19 protein-coding genes and 1 tRNA gene are annotated in these 19,733 nt (G+C 65.2%); 9 read left to right on the top strand and 11 right to left on the bottom strand.

Features of this window, described 5'->3' with window-relative positions:
• The first annotated feature begins 272 nt into the window (after nt 1-272).
• The 8 genes from CS1BSM3_RS28195 to CS1BSM3_RS06670 all read left to right on the top strand — a co-directional run bounded on the left by CS1BSM3_RS28195 (nt 273) and on the right by CS1BSM3_RS06670 (nt 7,342).
• Entirely contained in the window at nt 273-422 is a 150-nt protein-coding gene (locus CS1BSM3_RS28195; RefSeq protein WP_174263639.1) for a hypothetical protein, read from the top strand.
• Between the two features lie 23 nt (nt 423-445).
• Nucleotides 446-1,345, top strand: coding sequence for a DMT family transporter (locus CS1BSM3_RS06700; RefSeq protein ID WP_072386232.1), 900 nt, complete (start codon nt 446-448; stop codon nt 1,343-1,345).
• Between the two features lie 74 nt (nt 1,346-1,419).
• Nucleotides 1,420-2,538 (top strand): M20 family metallopeptidase, encoded by a 1,119-nt coding sequence (locus CS1BSM3_RS06695; RefSeq protein ID WP_072386231.1) that lies wholly within the window; start codon nt 1,420-1,422, stop codon nt 2,536-2,538.
• 276 nt (nt 2,539-2,814) lie between these two features.
• Nucleotides 2,815-3,705: a polysaccharide deacetylase family protein gene (locus CS1BSM3_RS06690; protein WP_072386230.1), complete on the top strand. Its 891-nt coding sequence runs from the start codon at nt 2,815-2,817 to the stop codon at nt 3,703-3,705.
• Between the two features lies 1 nt (nt 3,706).
• Complete coding sequence (locus CS1BSM3_RS06685; protein ID WP_072386229.1) at nt 3,707-4,954, top strand: glycosyltransferase family 4 protein; 1,248 nt, start codon at nt 3,707-3,709, stop codon at nt 4,952-4,954.
• A 183-nt stretch (nt 4,955-5,137) separates the two neighbouring features.
• Nucleotides 5,138-5,734 (top strand): hypothetical protein, encoded by a 597-nt coding sequence (locus tag CS1BSM3_RS06680; protein WP_143149101.1) that lies wholly within the window; start codon nt 5,138-5,140, stop codon nt 5,732-5,734.
• Nucleotides 5,735-5,903: 169 nt separating this feature from the next.
• On the top strand, nt 5,904-6,869 hold the full coding sequence (gene mdh / locus CS1BSM3_RS06675; protein WP_072386227.1) for a malate dehydrogenase: 966 nt from the start codon (nt 5,904-5,906) through the stop codon (nt 6,867-6,869).
• An 89-nt stretch (nt 6,870-6,958) separates the two neighbouring features.
• Nucleotides 6,959-7,342 carry a RidA family protein gene (locus tag CS1BSM3_RS06670; protein ID WP_072386226.1) on the top strand — a complete coding sequence of 128 codons (384 nt, stop codon included), beginning with the start codon at nt 6,959-6,961 and terminating at the stop codon, nt 7,340-7,342.
• 10 nt (nt 7,343-7,352) lie between these two features.
• Here CS1BSM3_RS06670 and CS1BSM3_RS06665 read toward each other — a convergent pair whose 3' ends face one another.
• The 5 genes from CS1BSM3_RS06665 to CS1BSM3_RS06645 all read right to left on the bottom strand — a co-directional run bounded on the left by CS1BSM3_RS06665 (nt 7,353) and on the right by CS1BSM3_RS06645 (nt 12,537).
• Entirely contained in the window at nt 7,353-8,534 is a 1,182-nt protein-coding gene (locus CS1BSM3_RS06665) for an MFS transporter (RefSeq protein WP_072386225.1), read from the bottom strand.
• Nucleotides 8,535-8,582: 48 nt separating this feature from the next.
• Nucleotides 8,583-9,053 carry a nuclear transport factor 2 family protein gene (locus CS1BSM3_RS06660; protein ID WP_072386224.1) on the bottom strand — a complete coding sequence of 157 codons (471 nt, stop codon included), beginning with the start codon at nt 9,051-9,053 and terminating at the stop codon, nt 8,583-8,585.
• An 85-nt stretch (nt 9,054-9,138) separates the two neighbouring features.
• Nucleotides 9,139-10,530, bottom strand: coding sequence for a hypothetical protein (locus CS1BSM3_RS06655; RefSeq protein WP_072386223.1), 1,392 nt, complete (start codon nt 10,528-10,530; stop codon nt 9,139-9,141).
• A gap of 249 nt (nt 10,531-10,779) precedes the next feature.
• Nucleotides 10,780-11,982 carry a CaiB/BaiF CoA transferase family protein gene (locus CS1BSM3_RS06650; protein WP_072386222.1) on the bottom strand — a complete coding sequence of 401 codons (1,203 nt, stop codon included), beginning with the start codon at nt 11,980-11,982 and terminating at the stop codon, nt 10,780-10,782.
• A gap of 159 nt (nt 11,983-12,141) precedes the next feature.
• Nucleotides 12,142-12,537, bottom strand: a complete 396-nt coding sequence (locus CS1BSM3_RS06645) for a DoxX family protein (protein ID WP_072386725.1) — start codon at nt 12,535-12,537, stop codon at nt 12,142-12,144.
• Between the two features lie 284 nt (nt 12,538-12,821).
• On the opposite strand from CS1BSM3_RS06645, the gene CS1BSM3_RS06640 reads away from it, so the two are divergent.
• Nucleotides 12,822-12,896 (top strand) — tRNA-Thr (locus CS1BSM3_RS06640).
• 392 nt (nt 12,897-13,288) lie between these two features.
• Here the strand turns inward: CS1BSM3_RS06640 and CS1BSM3_RS06630 are convergent.
• The 6 genes from CS1BSM3_RS06630 to CS1BSM3_RS06605 are packed head-to-tail and all read right to left on the bottom strand — an operon-like array spanning nt 13,289 to nt 19,722.
• The gene (locus tag CS1BSM3_RS06630) at nt 13,289-13,825 is read right to left on the bottom strand and encodes an SRPBCC family protein (protein ID WP_072386220.1); all 537 of its coding nucleotides are present in this window, start codon (nt 13,823-13,825) and stop codon (nt 13,289-13,291) included.
• Between the two features lie 26 nt (nt 13,826-13,851).
• On the bottom strand, nt 13,852-14,703 hold the full coding sequence (locus CS1BSM3_RS06625) for an XdhC family protein (protein ID WP_072386219.1): 852 nt from the start codon (nt 14,701-14,703) through the stop codon (nt 13,852-13,854).
• A gap of 9 nt (nt 14,704-14,712) precedes the next feature.
• Nucleotides 14,713-15,918 carry a vWA domain-containing protein gene (locus CS1BSM3_RS06620; protein WP_143149100.1) on the bottom strand — a complete coding sequence of 402 codons (1,206 nt, stop codon included), beginning with the start codon at nt 15,916-15,918 and terminating at the stop codon, nt 14,713-14,715.
• Nucleotides 15,918-16,799 carry an AAA family ATPase gene (locus CS1BSM3_RS06615; protein ID WP_072386217.1) on the bottom strand — a complete coding sequence of 294 codons (882 nt, stop codon included), beginning with the start codon at nt 16,797-16,799 and terminating at the stop codon, nt 15,918-15,920. The genes CS1BSM3_RS06620 and CS1BSM3_RS06615 overlap by 1 nt, the downstream gene beginning before the upstream one ends.
• 5 nt (nt 16,800-16,804) lie before the next feature.
• Complete coding sequence (locus CS1BSM3_RS06610; RefSeq protein WP_072386216.1) at nt 16,805-19,225, bottom strand: aerobic carbon-monoxide dehydrogenase large subunit; 2,421 nt, start codon at nt 19,223-19,225, stop codon at nt 16,805-16,807.
• Complete coding sequence (locus tag CS1BSM3_RS06605; protein WP_072386215.1) at nt 19,222-19,722, bottom strand: (2Fe-2S)-binding protein; 501 nt, start codon at nt 19,720-19,722, stop codon at nt 19,222-19,224. Before CS1BSM3_RS06605 ends, CS1BSM3_RS06610 begins: the two co-directional genes overlap by 4 nt.
• Nucleotides 19,723-19,733: the final 11 nt, after the last annotated feature.

Here is a 19,733-nt window from a genome sequence, read left to right as displayed (position 1 = left end):
ACCGCCAACATCTTGCTCTTGGCGGTTGCGCCGCCGGGATATGTCTGGGGCGCAGCGTAGTCGCTGCAACACCAATCGGCGCCCCCGCTCCTCGGCGTGGTCGCCGGAAACGGTGCGCCCATGTCTCCGAATGAGTGCAGGGCTTATATGGGGGCCATGCGGGCAAGTCAATCGCGCGGCGCTTCCCAAGGGGCCTGCGTCCGGCCATAGTCGGCCCATCGTGCAGTTGCGGGCCGGCCGGCTCAGCAGGCATCAGAGCGGCGCGTTCCCCCATGACCTTGTGTCGCACGGGGCGCGAAGTCGCCACAGCCGGTGCGGCCCCCTCCCAGGGAGGGAGCGCGGCGATGAAATGGCTGTTGTTCCTGCTGGCTCTTGCCGGCGCGCTGGCGGTTGGTTTTTTCGGTGTGCTCGGCCTCTCCTGAGAACGCCAGCGGAGAAAAGTTGAATGACGGGCCACGAGGCCGCTGCCGTCGGCTCGGCGGAGCGCAGGATTGTTGTCAGCGCGGTCCTGCTGATGCTGTGCGCGGGCTTCAACTCGTCCCTGCTGCACCTCGGCGTGCGCTTCGTGGGCGCGGAGCTCCCAACGATCGAGATCGTGTTCCTGCGCGCGCTCTTCACGCTGCTGATGACGGCGCCGTTCGTTTTCCGGCCGGGCAAGGTCGCATGGCGGACCAACAATCTGCCCCTGCAGCTCTTGCGCGGTTCGATCGGCGTCGCGTCCATGTGGAGCTGGTACTACGCGCTCGCCAACATGCCGCTTGCCGATGCCGGTGTACTGAGCTTCACGACACCGATCTTCATCACGATCGGCGCGGCGCTCTATTTTCGCGAGACCGTGGGGCCCGTCCGGTCCAGTGCCGTCGTCATCGGATTGATCGGTGCTGCGATCGTATTGAAGCCGGGCTTCGAGACGATATCGCTCGCGGCCGTTGCTGCCGTCGGCTCGAGCATCCTCTGGGCCATGTCGCTGCTCATTGCCAAGGATCTGACGCGCTTCGACAGCCCGATCACGATCTCCTTCTATCAGCCGCTGATGATCGCGCCGATCGCCGGGCTGGCGGCGATCCCGGTCTGGGTCATGCCGAGCGGCGGCGCGTGGCTCGCGCTCGTCGGCATGGGCGCCGTCGCTGCCCTTGGCAACTTCTGCTACGTGCAGGCGCTCAAGATGGTCGATGCCAGCCTGCTCATGCCGGCGGACTACGTGCGCCTGCTCTGGATGGTCACCTGGGGCTACATCTTCTTCAGCGAGGTGCCCGGCTGGTCGACGTGGCTCGGAGCCGCGCTGATCGTGGGATCGACGCTCTTCGTAACGTGGCGCGAGGCGAAACGCCGCGCGGAAACGTGAGTGCGACGCCCGCGGGGCGGGAGTAAGAAAAACGGCCCCGACAGGGGGCAGTTCGGTCGAGGGAGACGGGGCACATGGAGATCACGGCGCAGGAAATCCTGGCGGGCCTTCGCGAGTGGGTCGAGATCGAGAGCCAGACGGCCGATGTCGACGGCGTCAACCGCATGATGACGAAGTGTGCCTCTGAGTTCGAGGCGGCCGGGGCCACTGTCGAGCGCATTCCCGGCACTGACAGCCGCGGCGACCATCTGCGCATTACCTCGGCCTGGGGCGGCGATGGCCCTGGCATCCTCGTCCTCTGCCATCTCGATACCGTGCATCCGAAGGGCACGCTCGCGAAGGATCTTCCCTTCCGCGTCGAGGGCGACAAGGCCTACGGCCCGGGCATCTACGACATGAAGGGTGGTGCCTATCTCGCGCTCTGCGCCTATCGCGCCATTGCCGCCGGGCCGACGCCGAACGGCCTTCCGGTGCGCTTTCTCTACGTCTCGGACGAGGAGACGGGGAGCCGCACGTCGCGCCGCCTCATCGAGCAGGAGGCCGAGCGCGCGAAGTACGTCCTCGTCACGGAGCCGGCGCGTGACGGCGGGCGGGTCGTCACGGGCCGCAAGGGCGTCGGACGCTACGTGATCAGCGCGCGCGGGCGGCCGGCGCACTCCGGCAGCAAGCATCAGGAAGGCCTCAACGCGATCGCGGAAGTGGCCCGCCACGCGGTGACCATCGACGGTTGGACGGATTACAAGCGCGGCGTCACGTTCAACATAGGCCAGATCAAGGGCGGCACGGCCGACAACGTGGTCCCAGAGCACTGCACGGCGACGGTCGACATGCGCGTGCTCACGGTTGCGGACGCGGAGGAGATGGACCGGCGCATCAAGGCGCTGAAGCCGCACAATCCGGCCATCCAGCTCACGATCGAAGGCGGGCTCAACCGACCGCCCTTCGAGAAGAACAGCGGCATTGCGGCGCTCTTCGCGCACGCCAAGGCCATTGCGGCCGAGATCGGCTTCGAGCTCCACGATCTTTCGACGGGCGGCGGCAGCGACGGCAACTTCACAGCCCACAAGGTGCCGACCCTCGACGGCCTCGGCGTCGACGGCAATGGCGCCCACACGCTCAGCGAGCATCTTTATATTTCTTCGCTTATTCCGCGCATGATGCTGCAGAAGCGGCTCATGGAGACCCTGGCCTGAGGAGGAAGAGGGGCGGCCGAGGAGGGCGCCCCTCGCCGTACGCTTTTTTGCCATTACCTCGCAATTCGGCGAAGGAATGTGCTCGTTTTGCAGTTGAGGACTGGATTCTTCCCTCCGGAAGGGGCATTTTTAAACGATTGGGTCAGTAGATATTTGCAGGCAGTCCTAGGTTCTAAATGAATGAAGTCGCTTATACGGGCCGCGGCAGGCTCCTTCGCCGCACGGTCGGGAGCGCTTTCCGCTTTTGAGCGCGCCGCGAGAGGGGCTCTGGCTGTATTGTGCTACCACCGCGTTCTGCCCGAGGCGGAACGTGCGCGATATCACACGCCAGACCTCGTGGTGACGCCGGAGACGCTGCGCGCGCACTGCCGGATCCTCGCCGAGCGCTACACCGTAGCGCCGCTCGGGACGGCGCTCGCCGCCTGGCAAAGGGGCGAGGTCTCCGATCGGCCGCTCGTAGCGATCACGTTCGACGATGGCTATCGCGACAACATGCGATATGCGGCGCCGATCCTGCGCGCTCACGGCCTTCGCGCGACGTTCTATGTCATCGCGGGGCTGGTCGATACGGACGAGCAGCCTTGGTACGACATCGTCGGGGCCGCCTTTGGCCCGGCCCCGCAAGAGGACAGCGCGACAGGCCCCGCCGATGCCGCGGCGGCTCTGGAAAAGGCCAAGCGGCTTGCGCCCGCCGAGCGCGCGGCGTGGGTCGCGGCGCTGCGCAGCGAACCGGCATCGCGCGTGCGCGACGACGATCTCATCATGACATCCGGCCAGATCAGAAGTCTGGCGGACGAAGGGCATGAGATCGGCTCACATTCGATGACGCATCCTCTGCTCACGCAGTGCGCAGACGACGCGCTCGCGACCGAGATGGGGGCATCGCGCGAAAGACTTTCGGCCATCGCCGGCCGCGCCGTGACGGGCCTCTGCTATCCGAACGGGGACCACGACAGCCGGGTCCGCCGCGCCGCGGCAGCAGCCGGGTACGCCTATGCCGCCGCTCTCGATCCTGGTCTGAACGATCGCAGGACCGCCGATGTCTTTGCTCTTCGGCGCTGGTTCATTGCCCAGGGACGGCTGGCGGACAGCCGCGGCGCGCCTTCCGACGCCCTCCTGCGCATGGAGCTGAGCGGCCTCTCCCGCCGGTTGTTCGGGAGAGCCTAGGATGAGGATCGCTTATCTCGTCAGCCGCTATCCCGCGCCCAGTCACACCTTCATCGAGCGCGAGATCCGGGCGTTGTCGGACCTCGGTGTAGAAATCCTGCGCTTTTCCGTACGCAAGCCGGGAGCCGCAGACGTTCTCGGCGAGCGGGCACTGGCGGAAGCGGCGCAGACACGCTGGCTGGTGCCCCCGCCGCCCATTCAGCTTGCCACGGCTGTCGTTGCGACCTTCGTGACACAGCCCGCCGTCAGCCTGCGCGTGCTGGCCGATGCGATCGGCAAGGCACGCGGGCGCCAGAAGCTGAAATGGCTCATGTACTATTTCGAGGGTGTTCTGCTCGCCTGGATGCTGAAGCGCGCCGGGGCGGAGCACCTCCATTGTCATTTCGGCAATTCCGGCTCGAACACGGCGATGATTGCCGCCCGTCTCGCCGGGCTGCCCATGAGCATCACCTTTCACGGCATCGATCTCGACGAGCCGATGGAGTTCCGTCACGGAGAAAAAGTGCGCGAATGCGCCTTTGCGGTCTGCATCAGCGAGCGCGGCCGCGAGACCCTGCTGCAGAGTGCGCCGGAGGCTGCCGGCAAGGTCCATGTCGTGCGATGCGGCTATCCCGCCGCGGCCGCCGATGCCGTGCCGCCGATGCCGGAGCGCAATCGCATTGTATGCGTTGCGCGCCTCGCGCCGGAGAAGGGGCATTGCGTCCTGCTCGGCGCGCTGAGGGAGCTGAAGACGCGGGGCCGGGATTTTCATTGCACGCTCGTCGGTGGCGGGCCGCTCGAACGGGAGATTGTCGCGCACATCGCGAAGGCGGGGCTCTCCGGGCATGTCACAATGACCGGCGCGCTGGCGCCGGCGGGGGTCGCGCAGCACCTTGCCGATGCGGACCTGGTCGTGCTGGCGAGCCTCGGGGAGGGCATTCCGGTCGTGCTGATGGAGGCCTTTGCCCTGCAGCGTCCGGTCGTGGCGACGCGGGTTGGCGGCATCTCCGAGCTCGTCGTCGATGGCGAGAGCGGCCGCCTCGTAGAGCCCGGCGATGCGATCGCGCTGGCCGATGCGCTCGAGTGGATGCTGTCGGATCCCGAGCGGGCCCGGGCTTTGGGCAAGGCCGGCTGGCAAACGCTCAGAGCAAAGCACGATCCGCGCTCGAGCGCCGAGCAGATGAGGCAGCTCTTTGCCGGGGCGATTGTTCGAGACACTGGCGTGGATCGCGCCCCTGACGCGAGTAGAGCGGGCCTGACGGAGGCATGACTTTTGACAGGCCTAGCTGCACACGTGGAGGGCTTGCGCGCGACGTCCGCAGTTACGGCGTGCCCTGCTCCGTTCACATCCCGTAAACCAGCAGGCGGGAAAGCGCGCTAGCGTAGTCATACTTTTGGGATGGCCCTCTTACACTTCGGCCTTCTTCGATTTGCTCATCGGGATTGCTGGTCGATGCCCCACAAATCCATGGACTATGATGCAGAGGCCTGGACGGGGCATTTGCCGACCGACTGGCCGAGGGCGGCCGACCATCCCCTGCCGGTGGCCATCCAAGCCCGGGAGTCGCTCTCGAAGTCGATAGTTCTCGCGTGCCTCCTTCTATTTCTCGGCGTCTTGCCGTGGCTGCCTTCCAGCAAGGAGACGCAGAAAAAGACTGCACCCGCCGTCGTCTTCTTGCTCGGCGGTCTCTTGATGGCCCGCCGGAGCTTCCGCATCTACAGGCAGCCCAAGACGGTGCTGACGCTCGACGAGCACGGCCTTACATGGCCCAGCGGCTACCGGCGGACCATTCCATGGAGCGAGATCACGTGGGTCCACCACAATAGGGTCTTCTTTTTGATGCCTGGGCTGCCCGGCGTTTTCATCAGGGTGCGCGAGAGCCTTAAGTATGAGCCGACCGTGCTAGGAAAGCCTGTGACGACCGGAGTTGAGGGCCTCGAAGGGCTCCGACCGCTGCCCTGGCTGCTTGACGTCAAACCGCGCGTGATCTTTGAAACGATCGAAGCTTATCGGGCGCATCGCGGTCGGCCGGATGCGGGGGGCAGCTAAGGCCCCTTTTCGCTGCGAAGCAGAGCCCTGCCCCGCGCTCGACAACCTTGCCCGCTAACGCATTTCCCGCTAATCCGACGCCGACGATGCCGCCGCAACGGCCTCTGACCGACGCTCTGCGCATTGCCACCCCATTCCACCTCGATTTTTCGCGAAGGAGACCCTCACTATGGCGCGCACCAAGATCGCCCTCGTCGGCGCCGGCATGATCGGCGGCACGCTCGCCCACCTCGTTGGCCTCAAGGAGCTCGGCGACGTCGTGTTGTTCGACATCGCGGAAGGCATTCCGGCGGGCAAGGGGCTCGACCTCATGCAGTCGGGCGCGGTCGAGGGTTTCGACTCGGCGATGAAGGGCACGAGCTCGTACGCCGATATCGCAGGCGCGGACGTGGTGATCGTCACGGCAGGCGTGCCGCGCAAGCCCGGCATGAGCCGTGACGACCTGCTCGGCATCAATCTCAAGGTCATGGAGTCGGTCGGCGCCGGCATCAAGCAGTACTGCCCGAATGCGTTCGTCATCTGCATCACGAACCCGCTCGACGCCATGGTGTGGGCTCTGCAGAAGGCGTGCGGCCTGCCGAAGAACAAGGTGATCGGCATGGCCGGCGTACTCGACACGGCGCGCTTCCGCTACTTCCTCGCCGAGGAGATGAAGGTCTCGGTCGAGGACGTGACGGCGTTCGTGCTCGGCGGCCACGGTGACGACATGGTGCCGCTGGTGCGCTACTCGGCGGTCGGCGGCGTGCCGCTTCCCGATCTCGTGAAAATGGGCTGGATCAGCCAGGACAAGCTCGATTCGATTGTCGATCGTACGCGCAAGGGCGGCGGCGAGATCGTGGCGCTGCTCAAGACCGGCTCGGCCTACTACGCGCCGGCCTCCTCGGCGATCCAGATGGCCGAGAGCTATCTCAAGGACAAGCGTCGCATCCTGCCGTGCGCCGCGTTCCTGGACGGCCAGTACGGCGTCAAGGACATGTATGTCGGCGTGCCGGTGGTGATCGGCGCGAACGGCGTGGAGAAGGTCGTCGAGATCGATCTGAACGATGCCGAGAAGGCGATGTTCACGAAGTCGGTCGCCTCGGTGCAGGGCCTCGTCGATGCGTGCGTGAAGATTGCGCCGCAGCTTGGTAGCTGATTTTTGTTTGCCGCGGGCTGCTGGGAAGGGGTGCTATCGCATTCTTTCGCGGTGCTATGCCCGCGGCGACCACCTCAGGACGCTGACACATGACACGCAAAGCGATCACGACGCCGAAGAGCAAGCCGATCGGACCTTATTCCGCGGCTGTGGCTTCGGGCGACTACGTGCACATCTCCGGCCAGATCCCGCTCGATGCGGCGACGGGGAAGCTCGTTGAGGGCGATATCGCCGCGCAGGCGAAGCAGTGCCTCGAGAACCTGAAGGCGATCCTCGAAGCGGCCGGCCTCGGCTTCGGCAATGTCGTGAAGACGACGATCTTCCTCATGGACCTCGGCGACTTCCAGGCCGTCAACGGCGTGTACGCGACGTACATGAGCGAGCCCTACCCGGCGCGCTCGACGATCCAGGTCGCGGGCCTGCCGATGGGCGCGCGCGTCGAGATCGAGATGATCGCCTACGCCGGCAAGTGAGTCCGCGGCTCTACCGTTCTGCTTGCGTCACCGCCGCGGGCTCGCGCAAACGGCCGAGCTGGACAATGAGAAGGAATGCGGCGCAGCTAAGTGCCGCAAGCAGGCCGAGGACAGCCGACGGCCCGAGAGTCGTCAGGAGCGCTGCAAGGGCGGGCGGTGCGAGGGCGTTGGTCAGGTTGAGCGGCAGTGCGATGCTCGACATGGCGGCGGCATAGTCGGCCTTGCGATAGAATACGAGCGGCATGGTTGCCCGCGCGACTGCGAACGCACCGCTTCCGGCTCCGAAGAGCAGCAGATAACCTCCGATCGACCAGAGTTCCGCACGCCCGATGCACAACAGCAGCAGGCCGAGCGGGATCATGGCGCCTGAGATCTGCGCGGTCGAAAGACCGTCCCAGCGGCGCCCGCCAAGAACGTCGATGACGCGGCCTCCGACCCTGAAGACGCCGACGAGCGCCGCGAGGCCCACCGCTTGCGTCATGCTCATGTCGAAGGCGCGAAAGAGCTCGACGCAAATTGCCTCGCTGCCAAAAGTGACGAAGCTATTCAAGGCGACCGCCACCACGATCAGCCAGAAAACACTGGAGCCCTTCGAGCTCGGCGCTGGGTTTGGCTCGGCTGCCTTGGGGGCGGTCGCGGTTTCAGGCAATCCGCCAAAAACCAGCGGAGCAACGACGAGCAGCATCACTCCCGCGTACGTAAGAACCGCTCCGCGCCAGCCGATCGTGCTCGCTAGAAATGCTGTCACCGGAAAGAACAGGGCCGAGGAAAGGCCGGTGACCAGCATAAGCGTGCCGATGAGGCTGCGCGCCTGTTCCTCGGCAAAATCCGAAAGGTAGATGTAGGCCCCGGTCGTGAGGAGCATTGCGCCGGCAGCGCCCATGATCACCCAGGCGGCAAGGAACATCAACGTCGTGACGGATGCCGCAATGAGTGTGAGCCCGCACGCGACCAATGCTGCGCCGGCGGCCATCACGCGGCGGGCGCCGTACCTGCGAAAGGCGCGCCCGGCAGCGGGGGCCGCGAGGCCCATGGTGACGAACATCGTCGAGGCGCCGAAAAAGACGGTCGGCAGTGCGATGCCCAGGTCGCCGGCAATGGATGATGCCAGCACAGGAAGGATGCCCACGGCTCCCCAACTGATGACCTGGGTGATGGCAAGGACCGCGAAGGCGATCAGGTTTTTCTGCATGGTCGCCTGATACGACCGATTTGTGACAGTTTGTCTGTCGCAGCGACGCTAGGCCTTCGCGTGGCGCGCCATGGCCGGCGTCTCCTTGAGACGCGAGGCGTACTTCGTCGCGATCTTCTTCAGGCGCTCGGGCGCGAAATCGAGCTGTGCCAGCGCGAGCGAGCGGTCGAACACTTCGGCATAGTGCTTGATCTTGCCGCCCTCGAGCTTGAAGCGGCTCATGCCTTCAAAGGCGACGCGTGTGCCTTTGACCTCGGGCAGCTTTGAGGAATAGCTGAAGCGGTAGCTCGCATAGCCGAGATCGCCAGCCTCGACGATGTCGAAGAAGTCCCAGCGGAAATTCTCGCCGCCCTCGTAGAAGTGCGCGAGCATCTCGACAATGCCCTCGCGCCCGGGCTGGCTCGGGCCGAAGAAGTAGTCGTCATAGACGCCATCGGCGGTGAAGCAGTCGGCGAGCGCGTTGCCGTCGCCCTTCTCGACAGCGGCGGTAAAGGCTGAGAGCAGCGTCGTGAGCGACATGGCGGTCCTCCGGAAGAAAAGCGTCGTCGAGCGACTTGTCTTCCGTTGAAGTATGCCGGGCGGCGAACGTCAACCGCATTGCGGCTCAGCGATCGGATTCCTTCTCGCCCCACCAGAAGCTGTTCTTCGTTTTGGCGGGCTGTGGCGCCTCGGACTTTTTCTGGGCGGCCTGCGCTTTCGCGGCGTCCTCGTCGGATGAGAATGGCCACAGCGATTTCAGGACCTTCACGACTGTTGAAGGCTCTTCGGCGGGAGGCGGTGCCGTGCGCAGGCCCTGGCGGCGCGTCTCCCACTGTGCCTGCTTGGTCTGGCTTGCCGACTTGCTGGTCGTGCGCGTGGTCCGCTTGCTGGCCTGCTTGCGCGCTTTGGGTGCCGCGCGCGTATAGGAGGACGCGATCTGCGGTGTGCGTCGGGCGTTTTTCGACGTAGTGGCGGGCGCTGCTGCCGCGGCGGGCGGCTCGGGCGTGGCGGCGCTGGCGGTTGGTGAGGTTTGGCGTTCCGGCGCGACGGCTGCCGGCGGGGGCAGAGCCTGAGCGGGCGGCTTGTGCGGCGGCACGGCCGACGGCTGCGCGATCAGGGCGGCAAGGCTGTCTTGATTGACCGGCGGCGAAGCAGGCGCTGCTGCCGGCGCTGCGCTCGGCTCGGGGGATCGATCCAGGAGTGCTGCCTGTTGTGATGCGGGCTCGGCTGGCGCCCGCGCCTCGCGGCTGAGCGGAACGGGGACCGTCCGCACGGTCTCGATGACCGGCAGCGCCGCGGCTGGTGCTCCGGCTACTGGTGCCGCGCCTTCGCGGACCAGGACCGGGGAATTGAACATCACCGGCTTGATCACGTCGCTGTCGGCTTCGGGGGCATTTTGCTGGCTGAGGGCGAGTACGACCGGCGGGCCCGCGGCGTCGGCGGGGGCTTCGGGCACGTTGGCCGATCGCGGGAGCGTGGCGCTGAGAAGACCCGCCGCTGCCGAGATGCCGAGCAGCGACAGTCCTATGCGATGGCGCGGCGCGCGGGCCACGGGCAGCGGCGCCAGGATACGCGCGGGGCGGTTCGGTGTGAAACTACGTGGCGGCGTGCGTTGCGGCGGCTCGACGTAGGGAATGGGCGGCGGCGCTTCCGGCTCGGGTGCCGGCGGCGGAGAAGAAGGTTCACGATCGGCGTCGTGAAGAGCGCTGATGAACTGGCGGCGCCATTCATCACGCGGTTCGGCATCGGGTGCCTGGGGCTCGTCGTCGTCATCCGAGAGCATGAGGATGCGCGGCAGGGGCGCTTCTTGGTCGGTGTTGGGCTCGATGACGTACGCTGCATCTTCGCGTGCATCCGTCGGGGCCGCGCATTCACCGGCCGGGCTCTCCGCGCTCTCCCAGATGTACTGCTCCATGGGGACAAGCGCCGAGCTCGAAGACGTGCGCTCATCGGCATCGGGCGAATTAGGCCCGGCGTCCGGGCCGGCAGACATATTCACGCCGGATGGCGGGTTCATACGCAAACACCCCTCGTTCAGCAGTCCGGCCGTGCCCTGACCCGACTGCAGCTCTGAGCGGCTGCTTCCTCCTCACCCCGCTCGTGCGAGAAGGAAGCCCTGCGCGGTGCCCTGAGTGCCACCACTGGCGCCGACGCGTGCTCAGCTCGGTCAGGTTTCGAAAAACCGATGGCTGAAATGCGGCACCGAAGGGGCGATTATTTGTGGAATTATTTCCGTTTATGTCAGTCGGAGAAGGCGGCGTGCGAATTATGCGCGCCGCTTCTCGACGAGCACGCCCGCTGCGATCAGACGCTCGATGCTGGCCTCGTCGAAGCCGTTCTCCGCGAGCACCTGACGCGTGTGCTGGGAGAATTTCGGCGGCGGCGCCTTCACGCTCGCCGGCGTGCGCGAGAGCTTCACCGGCGTACCGATGCCCTTGTACCACCCGGCCTCGACGATGGTGCCGCGCGCCGTCGCGTGCGGGTGGTTCAGCGCTTCAGCCGTATTCAAGACAGGACCGCACGGCAGGCCCGCCTTGAGCAGCTTCAGTGCGAACTCCTGACCGTCCACCTGGGCGAGCCGCTCGGTGATGATACGGTTCAACTCGTCGCGGTTCTTGATGCGGTCGCCGTTGGTTGCGAAGCGCGGATCCTCCGCCATCTCGGGTACGCCGAGCTCCTCGCAGACGCGCTTGAAGGAGCGATTGTTGCCGGCACCGATCATGACGTTGCACGTCTTGGTCTTGAACATGCCGTACGGCGCGAGATTGCCGTGCGTATTGCCGGAGAGGCCGGGGATCTTGCCCGAGAGGAAGTAGTTGGCGGCGTGCGGATGCATGAGGCTCATGGCGCTGTCGTAGAGCGCGGCGTCGATGAACTGGCCCTTGCCTGAGCTGTGGCGCTCGTGCATGGCGAGCATGATGCCGATCACGCAGTAGAGGCCGGTGGTGATGTCGACGACCGGCAGGCCGATGCGCATCGGGCCGGATTCCGCGCTGCCGTTGACGCTGTAGTGGCCGGCCATGGCGCCGACGATCGCGTCATAGCCCGGGAAGCCGCCGAGCGGACCTTCGGCGCCGAAGCCCGAGACCTTGCAGTAAATGAGGCGCGGGAATTTCTTCGCCAGCTCCTCGTAGCCGATGCCCCACTTCTCCATGGAGCCCGGCTTGAAGTTCTCGATCAGCACGTCGGCGCCTTCGAGCAGCCGCAGGAGGACCGCGCGCCCTTCGGGCTGTGCGAGGTCGAGGCCGACCGAGCGCTTGTTGCGGTTGATCCCGATGAAGTAGGAGGCGTCCTCGTCATGGAAGGGCGGGCCCCAGTCGCGCACCTCGTCGCCCTGCGGTGGCTCGAGCTTGATGACGTCGGCGCCATGGTCGGACAGCAACTGCGTCGCGAACGGGCCTCCCAGCACGCGCGTGAGGTCGATCACCTTGATGCCGGCGAGGGCGCCGGCGCTGCTGAGGGCGGTCATGGCATGTTCCTTCGGGGCGTTCCGCGGCCGATAGCGGCTTCGTGATTGACGCAAGAGATCGGCCGCACCGGGTGTCGGAGCGGCCGCCAAAGGATTGTCTACAGGCTCTCGCGCCGAGCGCAAGCGCCGGGCGCAAGGGGCAGTCCCGCGAGGCTCGTCTCAGGGGGCGTCTTTGCGGATCAGCCGGTCGAGGCTCAGCGCGCCGCCGCCCGCTGCCGCGAGATAGAGGAAGACGAAGGTGTAGAGCACGGCCAGCTCGCCGCCGTTCAGGATCGGATAGAAGCTGCGGCCCGCGTGAGCATAGAAATAGGCGACCGCGCACATGCCGGAGGCGATGAAGGCGGCGGGGCGCGTGAAGAGACCGAGCACGAGAAGCACGCCGGCGACGAGCTCGATGATGCCGGCGGCACCGGACATGTTGGCGGGCGAGGCGTTGTTCATCGGCCCGACTGGAATATTCAGGTATTTGGTCGTGCCGTGCTGGAGAAGCAGCAGGCCGGACATGATGCGCAACACGCTCAGCAATTGGGCAGAGTAGGGTCGCAGGAAGTCCATGATCATCCTTTCGATTTGATGCGGCAGGCTCAATGGCTCGGCTCTTGCGGCCGATTCGCCGGCGGGCCGGCTGCCGGACCATTAAGTGTACGAGGGAAATCGACAATGACGATCTGGCGCGTCACACGCTGAATTGACCAGGCGTGATCGTTGCGGCCCGAGGGTGCGCGCCGGCCGCTCGCGCCGGAGCTGCACACGATGCTGCGTTGCCGCCAATTCGTCGGTTGCAGGGTAGGGGGAATAAGGCTAGATCAGGGGCCGTCGGCGCGGTCCTGCGCCGGTCTGCTGCCGTAGCTCAGTGGTAGAGCACTCCCTTGGTAAGGGAGAGGTCGTGAGTTCAATCCTCACTGGCAGCACCACAAAATATTCCGTTTAATTACAAAGACTTAGATATAATCTTCCGAGTTATTAGGACCTTATTGGGAACGTGCTTGGAACGGTCCACGCCAATCCCGAGCTGCCGGCACAAGACCGGTAAACGCCTCCTTCACGAGCAGCAACTGCGCGAGCTTGAGGAGCGGAAGCGAGGTATCCGAAACGCCGCTGCAGACTTTTTCGAGGTGGTGCTTTACCGCCGAGCGTTCGCGCGAGCTGGGGACTACTTGATCAGTCACGGGATAGCGCGCCCCGATCAGTGTCGCAGGGCAGATGAAGCGGACTTGAGCTGGGCCGCGTAGTTGAGATGGAATGCGATCAATGATGTCAGTAGGCTTGCGGTAGCAAACACCATCGTCGGAAACACGCGCCATCGTTACCGGGACGCGGCGACGGGCTCATTCTTGCCGAACCAGCGCTTGAACCAGCCGACCTTCTTTGTCGTCGTTGCAGGCGCAGCAGATGGCGCAGTCACCGGACCGACGAGGGCAGTGAACTTCTCGAAGAACTCGTCGGCGAGTTTCTTCGCCGTCGAGTCGATCAGGCGCCCGCCGAGCTGCGCGAGCTTACCGCCGACGTCCGCCTTGACCTCATACCGCATGAGAGTATCGCGGCCGTTCTCGGTGAGATGCACCGAGGCGCTGCCTTTGGCGAAGCCCGCTACGCCCCCGCTGCCTTCGCCCGTGATGCGGTAGCCGTTCGGCGGATCGAGCTCGGTCAGCTTCACCTTGCCGTTGAAGGTCGCCTTCACAGGACCGATCTGCAGCTTCACGCGCGCTGTCATGTCGGTTGGCGACTGCATTTCCAGCGACTCGCAGCCGGGAATGCACTGCTTGAGGATCTCGGGATCGTTGAGCGCAGCCCATACTGTCTTGCAGTTCGCTGCAATGCGGCGCTCGCCACTCATGTCCATTTTGCTGCTCCTTTTTGCTCGGGCCGTCAGCACTTCGAGGATGAGAGAATTGATATGGAGCGGCGCTGCCCGCGCCGGCGCAGCTCAACAATCTCGGTGAGGATCGAGAGTGCGATCTCCTCCGGCGTCACAGCGCCGATGTCGATCCCGGCCGGAGAATGCATGGCCGCAAGGCGTTCCGCATCGGCGCCCTTGGTCGCGAGGGATGCGCGCAGCGCGGCCGCCTTCCGATGAGAGCCGACAAAGGCAACATGGCGGGCCGGCGCCGAGAGTGCCGCCATCAGCGCGGCTTCATCTCCGCGGCCCTGTGTCGCCACGACGATATAGCGCTCGGTCGCGATCAGCTTGGAGAGATCATAGTCGGTGATCGTGACGTCCGTTTCGCCGAATTTGCTGTGATCTTCGGCTGGCGCGGCGACCGTAACGAGAAAGCCAAGCCGCCCGCCGAGATCGGCGAGCGCGACGGCCACGGGGCTCGCGCCGCAAATGACCAGTTCTGGTTTTGGCAGGATTGGCTCGACGAACACGTCCATGGTGCCCTGGCTCGGACACATGTTGCGCGCGAACTCGATGCCGTCCTTGCTCTCGCCCGGCTCCACACCGTGCTCCTGCAGTGCGTCGCCTGGCTGAACCGAGACGAGGCGCGGCTTGCCGTCACCGAGCGCGGCGCGCGCCGCCTTGAGCACGGCGGCCCGCGCGCAGCCGCCGCCGATCCAGCCGGCGGACATGGTGCCGTCGCTGCGTATCAGCGCCTTGGCGCCGGCCTTGGCCGCGGTGAGTGAGATCGTGCGGACCACCGTTGCGACGGCGAATGGCTCGCCGGACGCGCGCAGCGACCGTATTTCTTCGAGGACATCGATCGGTCTGTGCACGGTCATGACGGCCTCCTAGAGGCGAGCGAGATAGGGCTCCAGCGCCGCGAGCGATTTCAGATTGTGCGCGGGAGCAAAGAGGTCGATGTGCGGGAGCGCGACTTGCATGCCGCGGGCTTTGGGCGAATAGCCGTCCCACCCGATCATCGGGTTCAGCCAGACAATGCGGCGGCAGCGCAGCGCTAGCTGACGCATCTCGGCAGCCATTTGCTCGGGTGGCCCCGTATCGTAGCCGTCGGAGATGATCATCACGCAGGTGCGCGAGTGGATGACGCTTCTCGCGTGCCAGCGGTTGAACGTCGCGAGGCTTTCTCCGATGCGCGTGCCGCCGCCGACACCCTGTGCGAGCAGCGATAGCCGCTCGAGCGCGCGACCGGCATCCTTCTCGCGCATGGCGGACGAGACGTGAACGAGGCGTGTGTGGAAGAGGAAGGCCTCTGCCTCGCGGAAGTTGTCGAGCACGCCATGGATGAAGCGGACGAATACGCTCGTGTAGAGGCTCATGGAGCCTGAGGCATCGAGCAGGATCACGAGGCGGAGGGGCTTGCGCTTCTTCTTGCGCCACATGAGCTCGATGGGAACGCCACCATGAGAAATATTGCGGCGGATCGTGCGGCGCAGATCGAGGCGGCGGCCCTTGAGGCGTGCGCGCTCGCGGCGCTCGCGGCGCGTGCGCATGGTGCGGGCAAGGCGGGCAGCAAGCGCGTGGGCCTCGGCAATGGCCTCTGGATCATGGATCTTGCGGAAATCCGTCTCGGCAAGGCGCTCGGCGCGCGAGGCGCCTTCCATGCGGGCCAGCGGGTTCGTGTTGTCGGCGCTGTCGGCGCCCTCGCCGGAGACCTGATCGCCTAGGCTCGGGGCGGGGCGCTGCTCGCTCTCGGCGCCGGTGTGTGGACGCCGCTCAGCCGGCTTGGCAGATTCGGCATTCGACTTGAATGGCACGATGCGCCGCATCCCGCGGCCGAGCCAGAAGGCGTCGAAGATATCGTCGAACTTCTGCCAGTCGGAGCGGCGCGCGCAGGCGACGGCTTTCAGTGCCGCGCGGAACGTCGTCGGGCGTTGTGCCAATGGCGTGGTGGCAATGCGAGCGGCATCCTCGCCCTCCTTGAGGCCGACGGCGAAAGCATTGGCGCGCAGTGTGCGCATGAAGTCGGAGACGCGCGCGACGATCGCGTCACCAAGGGCGCTATAGTCCGCAGCTTCGGGTGGCACGCAGCACATCACGCGACCTTTCCTAGCAAGCGAGCCGAGACTTCGGGCGTCAAGCGTGCGCGGTCCTCCTTCGTCTTCAGCAGGCAGCGGAGCGTCTCGTGCACGGCTTCGGGGTCATCGTGCAGATTAGCGATGTCGAGACCGACGAGTGCGGCCGCCCAGTCCAGCGTCTCGGCGACTCCCGGCACCTTGCGCAGCTCCTCCTTGCGCACGCCCTCGACCATGCGCGCGATCTGCAACGCCAGCGACGTCGAGATGCCAGGCACGCGCGCGAGGATGATGCGCGTCTCGCGCTCGACATCGGGAAAGTCGACATAGTGATAGAGACAGCGGCGGCGCAGCGCGTCGGAGAGCTCGCGCGTGCCGTTGGAGGTGAGGATCACGCGCGGAATGCTCTCGGCCTTGATCGTGCCAAGCTCGGGGATCGAGACTTGAAAGTCCGACAGCAACTCCAGCAGAAAAGCCTCGAACTCCTCATCGGCGCGGTCGATCTCGTCGATGAGCAGAACCGGTTTGTCGTTACGGCGGATGGCGGCCAGCAGGGGCCGCTCCAGCAGAAAGCGCTCGGAGAAAATATCCTGCTCGACGGCGCGTGGATCGGCGTGCTCCGACTCGCGTGCCCGGATGGCGAGGAGCTGGCGCTGATAATTCCATTCATAGAGGGCTGTCGATTGATCGAGGCCTTCGTAGCACTGGAGACGGATCAGGGCGGTGTCGTGCACGGCGGCAAGTGCCTTGGCTACTTCCGTCTTGCCGACGCCGGCCTCGCCTTCGAGCATCAGCGGTCGGCCGAGCATATCCATGAGATGAAGCACCACGGGCAGCTCGCGGTCGGCGATGTAGCCGACCGATGCGAGCCGCTCAGCGATTTGTTCGCGCGTCAGCGCCATCTCTGTCAGCCGTGTAGACCGAGGCCCTTTGCAACCTCCCAGATCCGCCAGTGGTCGTGCGGCATCTGGATGTGGCGGCTGCCGAGGAACGAGAAGGCATCGTTCACGGCATTGGAGAAGCACGGCACGCCGCCGACGTTCGGACTTTCACCGACGCCCTTGGCACCGATCGGATGATGCGGCGAAGGCGTGACCGTGTAGTCGGTCTCCCACTTCGGCGTCTCGACGGCGGTCGGGATGAAGAAATCCATGAACGAGCCACCGACCACGTTGCCGATTTCGTCGTAGCGGATCTCCTGGCCCATCGCGATGGCGAACGCCTCGGTCAATCCGCCGTGCACCTGACCCTCGATGATCATCGGGTTGATGCGCGTACCGCAGTCGTCGAGCGCGTAAAAGCGCCGGATCTTGTAGACGCCGGTATCGACGTCGATGTCCATGACGCAGAAGTAAGCGCCGAACGGGTAGGTCATGTTCGGTGGATCGTAGTAGCTCACCGCTTCGAGGCCAGGTTCAAGACCTGGCGGCGGCGAATTGTAGGCTGCCCAGGCGATCTCCTTCATGCCCTTGTATTTCTCGGGCAGACCTTTCACGCGGAAGCCGTCGATGTCCCACTCGAGATCGTCCTCGTGCACCTCGAGCATGTAGGCGGCGATCATCTGCGCCTTGGCCTTGATCTTGCGCGACGCCATGGCGATCGCTGCGCCGGCGACCGGCGTCGAGCGTGAGCCGTAGGTGCCGAGGCCGTAGGGCGCGGTGTCGGTGTTCCCCTCCTCGACCATGATGTCGTCGGCCGGAATGCCGATCTCGGTCGCGATGATCTGGGCGTAGGTCGTCTCGTGGCCCTGACCTTGCGACTTGGTGCCCATGCGCGCAATGGCGGCGCCGGTCGGATGCACGCGGATCTCGCAACTATCGAACATGGCGACGCCGAGAATGTCGCAGTTGCGCGAGGGCCCCGCGCCGACGATTTCGGTAAAGAACGAGATGCCGATCCCCCTGAGGTCGCGGGTCTCGCCGCGCTGGAAAGCGGCGCGCTTGGCGGCCTGCTCTGCCCGGAGCTGTTGGTAGCCGATCGCCTCCATGGCCTTGTTCATGGCGGTGTGATAGTCGCCCGAGTCGTATTCCCATCCGAGCGCCGAGTGATAGGGAAACTGCTCGCGCCTGACGAAATTCTTGAGCCGGAACTCGGCGGCATCCATGCCGAGCTTCTGCGCCATGATGTCCATGGCACGCTCAATGCAGTAAGCGGCCTCCGTCACGCGGAAAGAGCAGCGATAGGCGACGCCGCCCGGCGCCTTGTTCGTGTAGATGCCGTCGACCACGAGATGAGCGACGGGGAAGTCGTAGGAGCCCGTGCAGATATTGAAGAAGCCGGCCGGCCACTTCGACGGGTCGGCGCAGGCATCGAACGCACCGTGATCGGCGAGCACGTGCACGCGCAGCGCCGTCACCTTGCCGTCCTTCGTCGCGGCGATCTCCGTCGTCATGTGGTAGTCGCGCGCGAACGACGTCGCCGTCAGGTTCTCGATGCGGTCCTCGACCCACTTCACGGGCTTGCCCGTGACGATCGAGGCCACGATGGCGCAGATGTAGCCCGGATAGGCGCCGACCTTGTTGCCGAAGCCGCCGCCGATATCCGGCGCGATGATGTGGATCTTGTGTTCGGGGATTTTCGACAGCAGCGACGCGACCGTGCGGATGACGTGCGGCGCCTGGAAGGTGCCCCACACCGTCAGTTCACCCTTGATCTTGTCGAAGGAGGCGACGCATTGGCATGTCTCGAGCGGTGAGGGGTGTGTCCGATGGTAGGAGATCACGTCCTTGGTTGTGACTTCGGCCGTGGCGAAGGCGGCGTCGGTCAAATCCTTGTCGCCCATCGACCACTCGAAGATGTGGTTATGATGTTTGCGCGGGCCATGCGCGCCGATCATCTTGTCTTTGATGTCCTCGCGGAGCAGCGGTGCATCCGGCGCCAACGCCTTGAAGGCATCGACGAGCACGGGCAGGTCCTCATATTCGACCTCGACGGCCTCGACGCCGTCGGCGGCAGCATAGCGATCCTCGGCAACGACGAAGGCAATCTCCTGGCTCTGGAAGAGCACCTTGCCGTCGGCGAGCACCATCTGCACGTCGCCGGCGAGCGTCGGCATCCAGGCGAGGTTGACGCCCTTCAGCTCCTCGGCGGTCAACACCGCGAGTACGCCCGGCACCTTGAGTGCAGCAGAGGCGTCGATCTTCTTGATGCGCGCGTGTGCGTATTGCGAGCGCACGAAGTCACCGAATAGCATTCCCGGCAACTTGACGTCGTCGACGTAGTTGCCCTTGCCCTGCGTGAAGCGGATGTCCTCGACACGCTTCCTCTTGCAGCCCATGCCTTCGAGCTTGGCTTCGCGTTGCTCGCGAGTTGGAACGGCGATATTCATTCGGCGGCCTCCTGCATCGGCGCGCCGCTCAGCTTCGCGGCCGCATATTGAATGGCTTTGACGATGTTCTGGTAGCCGGTGCAGCGACAGAGATTGCCCGCAATGCCGAAGCGGATCTCCTCCTCGGTCGGGTTCGGGATTTCCTGAAGCAACCGATGCGCGCGCACGATCATGCCCGGCGTGCAGAAGCCGCACTGGAGGCCATGCATCATGCGGAAGCCTTCCTGCAGCGCGTGAAGCGTGCCGTCAGGCGCAGCCATGCCTTCGATGGTCGTTATCATCGCGCCGTCAGCCTGCACCGCGAACACCGTGCAGCTCTTCACCGACTTGCCGTTCATGTCGACCGTGCAGGCGCCGCAGTGCGTGGTGTCACAGCCAATGTGTGGGCCGGTCAGGTTGAGATTCTCGCGAAGGTGATGGATCAGCAGCGTTCGTGGCTCGACAAGGCTTTCGACCTCCCGGCCGTTCACGTTCATTTTGACGTGCGTCTTCGCCATGTTCGTTTCCT

Source organism: Hyphomicrobium sp. CS1BSMeth3, assembly GCF_900117415.1.
Taxonomy (GTDB): domain Bacteria; phylum Pseudomonadota; class Alphaproteobacteria; order Rhizobiales; family Hyphomicrobiaceae.
Note: the sequence above shows the minus strand (reverse complement) of the source record. Positions and strands in the feature narration are given on the sequence as shown.

What these genes read in the sequence shown, in the direction of transcription:
- CS1BSM3_RS06625 (WP_072386219.1), bottom strand. Translation starts at nt 14,703, where the DNA reads ATGACCGTGCACAGACCGATCGATGTCCTCGAAGAAATACGGTCGCTG.
- CS1BSM3_RS06645 (WP_072386725.1), bottom strand. Translation starts at nt 12,537, where the DNA reads ATGGACTTCCTGCGACCCTACTCTGCCCAATTGCTGAGCGTGTTGCGC.
- CS1BSM3_RS28195 (WP_174263639.1), top strand. Translation starts at nt 273, where the DNA reads ATGACCTTGTGTCGCACGGGGCGCGAAGTCGCCACAGCCGGTGCGGCC.
- CS1BSM3_RS06605 (WP_072386215.1), bottom strand. Translation starts at nt 19,722, where the DNA reads ATGGCGAAGACGCACGTCAAAATGAACGTGAACGGCCGGGAGGTCGAA.
- CS1BSM3_RS06685 (WP_072386229.1), top strand. Translation starts at nt 3,707, where the DNA reads ATGAGGATCGCTTATCTCGTCAGCCGCTATCCCGCGCCCAGTCACACC.
- CS1BSM3_RS06680 (WP_143149101.1), top strand. Translation starts at nt 5,138, where the DNA reads ATGCCCCACAAATCCATGGACTATGATGCAGAGGCCTGGACGGGGCAT.
- CS1BSM3_RS06630 (WP_072386220.1), bottom strand. Translation starts at nt 13,825, where the DNA reads ATGGACATGAGTGGCGAGCGCCGCATTGCAGCGAACTGCAAGACAGTA.
- CS1BSM3_RS06665 (WP_072386225.1), bottom strand. Translation starts at nt 8,534, where the DNA reads ATGCAGAAAAACCTGATCGCCTTCGCGGTCCTTGCCATCACCCAGGTC.
- CS1BSM3_RS06650 (WP_072386222.1), bottom strand. Translation starts at nt 11,982, where the DNA reads ATGACCGCCCTCAGCAGCGCCGGCGCCCTCGCCGGCATCAAGGTGATC.
- CS1BSM3_RS06615 (WP_072386217.1), bottom strand. Translation starts at nt 16,799, where the DNA reads ATGGCGCTGACGCGCGAACAAATCGCTGAGCGGCTCGCATCGGTCGGC.
- mdh (WP_072386227.1), top strand. Translation starts at nt 5,904, where the DNA reads ATGGCGCGCACCAAGATCGCCCTCGTCGGCGCCGGCATGATCGGCGGC.
- CS1BSM3_RS06700 (WP_072386232.1), top strand. Translation starts at nt 446, where the DNA reads ATGACGGGCCACGAGGCCGCTGCCGTCGGCTCGGCGGAGCGCAGGATT.
- CS1BSM3_RS06695 (WP_072386231.1), top strand. Translation starts at nt 1,420, where the DNA reads ATGGAGATCACGGCGCAGGAAATCCTGGCGGGCCTTCGCGAGTGGGTC.
- CS1BSM3_RS06655 (WP_072386223.1), bottom strand. Translation starts at nt 10,530, where the DNA reads ATGAACCCGCCATCCGGCGTGAATATGTCTGCCGGCCCGGACGCCGGG.
- CS1BSM3_RS06620 (WP_143149100.1), bottom strand. Translation starts at nt 15,918, where the DNA reads ATGTGCTGCGTGCCACCCGAAGCTGCGGACTATAGCGCCCTTGGTGAC.
- CS1BSM3_RS06670 (WP_072386226.1), top strand. Translation starts at nt 6,959, where the DNA reads ATGACACGCAAAGCGATCACGACGCCGAAGAGCAAGCCGATCGGACCT.
- CS1BSM3_RS06610 (WP_072386216.1), bottom strand. Translation starts at nt 19,225, where the DNA reads ATGAATATCGCCGTTCCAACTCGCGAGCAACGCGAAGCCAAGCTCGAA.
- CS1BSM3_RS06660 (WP_072386224.1), bottom strand. Translation starts at nt 9,053, where the DNA reads ATGTCGCTCACGACGCTGCTCTCAGCCTTTACCGCCGCTGTCGAGAAG.